This window comes from Lactiplantibacillus dongliensis (assembly GCF_005405105.1).
In the GTDB taxonomy this organism is placed as follows: Bacteria; Bacillota; Bacilli; order Lactobacillales; family Lactobacillaceae; genus Lactiplantibacillus; species Lactiplantibacillus dongliensis.
Window position 1 is genome coordinate 51,410 of sequence record NZ_BJDK01000022.1, and the last position, 6,374, is coordinate 57,783.

Annotated in this window: 5 protein-coding genes and 1 tRNA gene; 3 read left to right on the forward strand and 3 right to left on the reverse strand. The window is 43.8% G+C overall.

The window, feature by feature from the left end; all coding sequences use genetic code 11:
- Window positions 1–27: 27 nt before the first annotated feature.
- Complete coding sequence (locus tag FFM80_RS09430; RefSeq protein ID WP_137640561.1) at window positions 28–480, reverse strand: GtrA family protein; 453 nt, start codon at window positions 478–480, stop codon at window positions 28–30.
- A 136-nt stretch (window positions 481–616) separates the two neighbouring features.
- On the opposite strand from FFM80_RS09430, the gene FFM80_RS09435 reads away from it, so the two are divergent.
- The 3 genes from FFM80_RS09435 to FFM80_RS09445 all read left to right on the forward strand — a co-directional run bounded on the left by FFM80_RS09435 (window position 617) and on the right by FFM80_RS09445 (window position 2,686).
- Entirely contained in the window at window positions 617–1,627 is a 1,011-nt protein-coding gene (locus tag FFM80_RS09435; RefSeq protein ID WP_137640556.1) for a hypothetical protein, read from the forward strand.
- Window positions 1,628–1,759: 132 nt separating this feature from the next.
- On the forward strand, window positions 1,760–2,191 hold the full coding sequence (locus FFM80_RS09440; RefSeq protein WP_223877330.1) for a hypothetical protein: 432 nt from the start codon (window positions 1,760–1,762) through the stop codon (window positions 2,189–2,191).
- Window positions 2,192–2,260: 69 nt separating this feature from the next.
- Window positions 2,261–2,686: a hypothetical protein gene (locus FFM80_RS09445; protein ID WP_137640557.1), complete on the forward strand. Its 426-nt coding sequence runs from the start codon at window positions 2,261–2,263 to the stop codon at window positions 2,684–2,686.
- Between the two features lie 47 nt (window positions 2,687–2,733).
- Here the strand turns inward: FFM80_RS09445 and FFM80_RS09450 are convergent.
- Window positions 2,734–2,806: transfer RNA gene (locus tag FFM80_RS09450), tRNA-His, on the reverse strand.
- A gap of 171 nt (window positions 2,807–2,977) precedes the next feature.
- Window positions 2,978–6,355 carry a BspA family leucine-rich repeat surface protein gene (locus FFM80_RS09455; RefSeq protein WP_307722456.1) on the reverse strand — a complete coding sequence of 1,126 codons (3,378 nt, stop codon included), beginning with the start codon at window positions 6,353–6,355 and terminating at the stop codon, window positions 2,978–2,980.
- Window positions 6,356–6,374 lie beyond the last annotated feature (19 nt).

A 6,374-nucleotide genomic window follows, 5' to 3' on the forward strand; every position in this document is an offset into this window, starting at 1 on the left:
GGCGCCCAGCCAGTCGCTGGCAACGCCCTATTTACTAAATCGTTTCATAATTTGTCGGCGCATTCGCATCTTTTGATTATGCTCCATAAAAATCAACCGCGATGTGCCGTAGTTAAACAAGCCCACCAATACTTGGTCCAAGATTTTAACCAGTAGCGGCATCCAGAACAAGACGGAAATTCCAACGAACATTAAAAACGTATCAAAAAAGTACGAGAGTCCCCGCGTCAGCATAAAGCCGACAAACTCACGAATGCTGTGACTCAGACTTGAAGACCGGGATTGAAAGACCACTGCTTTGTTCGTGATAAAGCTGAACAGCGTGGCTAAGATCCATGCAATCGTATTTGAGAATAAATAATGTTCCAGCATGACGGAATGTAAGACCCAAAAGGCCAAGACATTCACAGCCGCTGCTAGGAACCCAAAAATGGCATATTTCCAGAAGTATTGATACCGACGATAAAGTCGCTTTAACATCTGCACTACCGTTCGCCGCCGTTTCTTATATAATCTAATAACGTGAAGTCATTTACGACTTATCATACCTTATTTTTAGGTAACCTGACAAGTTTCATCAAATAAATTAATCGTCTTAGCCTTGGAGTGAATACTTATGACTGCTTATATCGTCTTAGGATTAGCCCTCATCAGTTTAATCCTGTTTATTATTTTAATCGTCAGTCGCGTGACCGTGCATCGTCTAAAACGGGCCGCAACTGATCAAACCGAGTTATTAAAAACCATTCGTAGTCGCCTCGTTAAACAAACGCTGGTCAATCAAGACCAAGCAGCCACTTTAACGGACCTACAAACACAAAATGACAGCTTTAAAACCAAGTTGCGCAAATCCGTCCCTCACCCGGTCACGGCGCCGCAACATCACCGCATCGACGCTAACTCACGCGCCATCTTTCGTTCGTATGTCGTTGGTTTAGACTACTACCAAAAAGAATTTGACGCTGCACTGGCCGATGCCATTAAACGTGGTTATTTTAAACCGTATGACAATTACAACGATTCTGGGTTAAAAGCCGATTACTTATACGCGAAGAAATACCAAGTTGACGCTGACGCTAATATTGGGGAAATCCAACTAGTCGAAGAAGTCGATGGTGCCAAACGGGCCGTTCGAATTGAGTTAAAAGTGGCGGATCATGGTTATGTCATTGGCTATCTACCGAAAAAACAAGTTAATGAAGCTTTTAACGTTATTGATATTTACGCCAACTCCGTCATGACCTTATCGTCCAAGACCCGGATTACGGGCGGTCAATGGAAGATGGCCATCGATGCTGTCAACGATATGCAATACATGAACGATCCCAATGCCCAGCAACGGGCTTTGCCTGACTATGGGTCGACCGATACGCCGCTACAAATTAAAACCGGCCGCAAGTCTTATTTTCTACAGTTTACATTGTATGAACTCGAAATCGCGACCAACCAGATTCCACTGTATAGTTTAATCGATACCACCGCTGGTCAACGGGGCTCAATCGTAACGATTGAAGCCCAGCCTACGACGTATCAAGTCGATGTTGAAGCGGGTCCCCAGACTGGTGAGCGGATTGCGGTCACCCCAAATGACATTGCCCGCGTTATCTGGGTACCAAACTGGAAATAAACGAGGTCCTAAATCTATGAAAAATCTAATTATCGCTGCTCTACTAATCTTATCGATTGGCGGAATGGCTTACGTTGACCTGCAAATTATCAACCGCGCGCCCTACCCAACCTTAGCTCAGGAGCAACCCCAATGAGGGCGCGCTGGCTAATCAGTTGCGGGATGAGTCTGGTACTGTTACTGAGTGGTTGCGCGGCTAGTAGTCAACCTCGAATTACGCCGAAGAAAACACAAGAAATCGCTGCGGCGAATCGCCAAAGTGACACCAATGCCGCCGCAAAAGCACAAGACGCCAGTGCCCAAAAAGCTACTGGCACCCAACTGCAAGCAACGAATGACCACTTGACCAGTCCAACAATGGCCGCCGCGGCGGTCAAACAAGTCTTGAAGGCGCCAGTAGGACAACTATTTCAGCCGGTTCCAGCCATTAATAGTGATGCGCGCGGTCATCACTATTATCAAGTTGATGCCTTTCAGCGCAAAGCCAATGGTCAACGGGGACACTTGCTAAAAACTTATTTTGTCTATCCTAATGGCACTATTACCACTAAACAAGCTGATTAAACGGTTAGCCCAGGCTAACCGTTTTTTGCATGGTATAATTAAGCCATGCTTAATTTGGAGGAGATTATTTTGAAATTAGCAAAATCAGTTCTGACGGTGACGCTCGGGTTGGGGCTAGTTGGCCTCGCCCAACCGGTTCAAGCCGCCAAACGCAGCCACACCGTTCCCACGACCTTTCGCCATACCTGGTATGCTTACGATCACGGGACTTACGATCGGTTAACCCTAACCAAACATTCCTTGAAAGGCATCATGCGTTATGAGGGTGGCGCCCGCCAAATCTGGGCCAGTGCTAAGGGTAATCAGCTCGGCGTCTGGTCACATGGTAAAAACAAACTCAATATTTACAAAACCACTAGGGGTTACCATCTGGCTAGCCAACCGATTAACTTAACACACGGCAGCAAAGCTGGTCATGCCCGACTTTACGTTCACAGTGATGGCTATCAAGCTAACTACTACCGAACCAAATCAGTCGCTTACCGCTACCGATAACAAAAAAACGCCCCGACTAAATAACTAGTCAGGACGTTTTATTTTAGGGCGGTATGTGGGAATCGAACCCACGCGTGCCGGAGCCACAATCCGGTGCGTTAACCACTTCGCCAATACCGCCATCACGTTTAGTTCGTTTGAACCAACATGTAATAGTATACACTTATTTGGCCGATGTGGTTAGGGGTTATTTAAAAAAGTTGATATTGGCCTTCATTCACCCTATTTTCAAAAAAAGCGCCCCACTTTTAAGCGAGGCGCCTTTATATGCTGATAAATAAGTAATTGCCACTACGACTTTTTCTTTTTACTAATCAACCATGGCCGTATAATCCCAGCCAAGGCTAATAATACCCAACCCCAAATCGAAGTCGCTTGCGTCGCTGTATCGTCAGTTTGTGGTAATTTAGCTGTCACTACTAAACCATCCGCTTGTGACTGAGCTACTTTGACCAGTTGTTGATTAGTTGGTACATTCGATTTTGATGAACTAGCTAACATCATGGCACCTGACATCGATTTAGAGTCCGGTTTGACGACCTTCTGGCTCAATTTGACCGGCTGCTTAGGTGTCGACTTTTTGATTGGTTGCTGTGGCCGAACAGTCGGCTTCGTTGCCGGTAACTTCTTAACTGGTTGCGGCTCAGGCATTTCACTAGTCCCATAATTCCCGTTATCATCTGTAGTTTGCTGGCCATCATTACCATCAGGTGTGACCACTGGTGCCGCTTCAATTATAACTTGTCCCTTAGCCATATGAATCACACCTAGCTGATCGGTAAATTGATACGTGACTACATAGGTTCCAGGCGTATTTAACACAACTGGGTTATCGATTTGCAGTTTCTTTGAATCAATCGCAGTTCCATCAACATCCGTTGCCTGCTCTAGATTGCTAAGTGCGGTCCATTGATCACCCACTGTCAAATGAACAACCGGATGCTTAACCGCTAGCTTGGCAAGATTGGCTAACACTTGTACCACGCTAGTCGCGGTGTGCAAGCTACTTTGACTATCTGTAAACCGATAGACAACTAAATAATGACCCGGCCGCGTTAAATCAACTGGATTACTAATGGTCACCCGATCAGCAGTAACCTCACGACCATCAACATCTTTAACCGCCGCAAGGTTGTCGATTGGTGACCACTTGTTACCAACGTAAAGCACCACAGTCTCGTGATTCAATGTTAACTGTGCCTGACTGGGTTTGATCGTCACGACTGCTGTCTTCTCATGTACAACACCAAATGTATCGGTAAATTGATAAGTAACGTGATACTCGCCTGGTTGAGCCAGCTTCACTTGGTTATCAACTTTCAAGTATTGTGGCCAATCAGTAACATTAATTTGTTCACTATCCGAATCAACCAGGCTCTCGACGTTACTCATTGGATTCCACGTATCGTGTTCATATAATATCACTTGGTCAGTTTTTAATTGTAGGGCCGCATGATTCTCACCGGTGAGGATGGTCACCAGTGCCGTTTGAAGATGGTCACCATGACCATCTTTGAAACTATAAACCAGCTGGTAATTGCCCGGTCGCTTAAGTGAGTTTACCACCTGACCCACAGCATCTGTTAGCCGCAATGACAACGAACTCGGCGCAACTTCATGACCATTATCATCGATAGCAGTCACAACATTGGTCAGGGGGTCCCAACGATCATCTGTTGAAAAATTGCCAGTAGTTTGTTTAAGCGTTAAGCCATTCACGATAACATGTACGTTCTTAGTGACTGGCACCCCAAATTGGTCGACAAATTGATACGTAATCGTATAGACTCCGGGAATTTGACTATTAACTGTCCCTTTAGTTGTGACATCTGTGACCGGACTCCCATCAGCGTTAATGGCAGTGACAAAATTATCGGCCGGCCACGACTCGTTTAACTGAACGACCGAATCATGCGCATTGATCATACTTTTTGCCGCCACAATCTCTAGCTTAACTGGTCCTGAAGTTTGGTTAACATTATCCTTACCCATATAGCTGTAGGTCACGGTGTAACTACCGACCTTGGTTGGGTCAACGTCAGCAACCGGGACAATAACGTTGGTTTTAGTATCGCGCACGACTACGTTCAACTTATCAAGGGCTAAATTATTGCCCGCTTCATCAACACTCAGTTTCTCATCGTAATTATCCACCGGCAACCACTTTGTCTTAGGACTAGCAATGAGCTGGACATCTTTTCCAACCACGCTTTGCCAAGTCCAGGTACCAGCAGTTGCTTGGTCACCACTATAGCGTTCCATCAATGCCGGTGCAGTTAACCGTTCACCAGTGTCGACGTTGACCCATAATCCCGTGGATTTATTGGCAGCAGGTTGTAAATTGGCTGAAAACAATTGTTTTAGTTCGCTTATACGACTATAGCCTACTACTTGAGCAACATCCTCCAAGCTAATACTACCTTCCAATTCTGCTGGCAGTTCAATAATATCACTAGCTTTTTCTACCGGATAATCAAAAACCAGTCTCGTATGTGCACCTAAAACTAGCACTCGTGGATTAGTAGTCAAGTATCCAAACCCTTCAGTATACATTGCCGGTAAGTTAATAAGCGAATAGTTTTTTATATTAAGCGTACCAAGTGGTTGATAATCCAATACTAAGTCACGCATATCAAATGACGAGAGATTCAAATTCTGAAGAGCCTCATCATTTACAAACATTCCCATCATATTGGTCACATTACGAGTATCAAAATTAGTGAGATTCAAATCGGCTAATGTAGTATCACTAGAAAACATATACCGCATGTCGGTCACGTTTGACGTATCAAAATTCGCAAGTTTTAGATTAGTTAATGCGGTATCTCCCAAAAACATATAACTCATATCATCCACATTATGCGTCTCAAAGTTTGAAAATTTGGAAAAATCTAAATCAGTCAATTGCGTAATATTAGCAAACATTCGTGACATATTAACTACAGAGCTGGTATCTAAGTTAGCGAGTTTCAATGTGGTCAGTTCACCACCCGGATCCGTTGCATCTCTACTGATACCTTCAAACATGGATTGCATATTTGTCACGTGGCTAGTGTCAAACTTCGCAATATAGTCATCGACAAAATGCTTAGCATCCCCAAACATCAATGACATGTCGGTAACTGCGCTTGTATCAAAGTGACTTAAATCCAGTTGTGCACTGACCGGCAAATTTATTCTATAAAACATACCAGACATATCAGTGACTTTACTAGTATTAAAACGATCCAGTCCCTTGATGGGATTAACAAACTTTTCGTACCCTATTCCAGCAAACATTCTCGACATATTTGTCACTTTACTGGTATCAAATGAGGAGAGATCTAACGCCGACAAAGATGTCCCCATAAACATGCCAGACATATCGGTGACAGAACTCGTATCAAATGAAGAAATGTTAAGCGAACTCAATGATGATTCAGAACTAAACATCGAGGCCATCGATGTTACTTTACTTGTATTAAACATCGACAAGTCTAAACTCTCTAAGCTGGTGCAAGTCTCAAACATATGTGACATATTTGTCACTTGACTAGTATCAAAGTTTTTTAAATTCAAACTTTCTGTATCAAATAAACGTGTAAACATGTAGGACATATCTTGTACTTGACTAGGGCTTGTTTTAAAAGTTAAAATGCATATTGCTTCGTTCGCTTTTCTAAACCTGATATATTATTAGAAAAGAAAT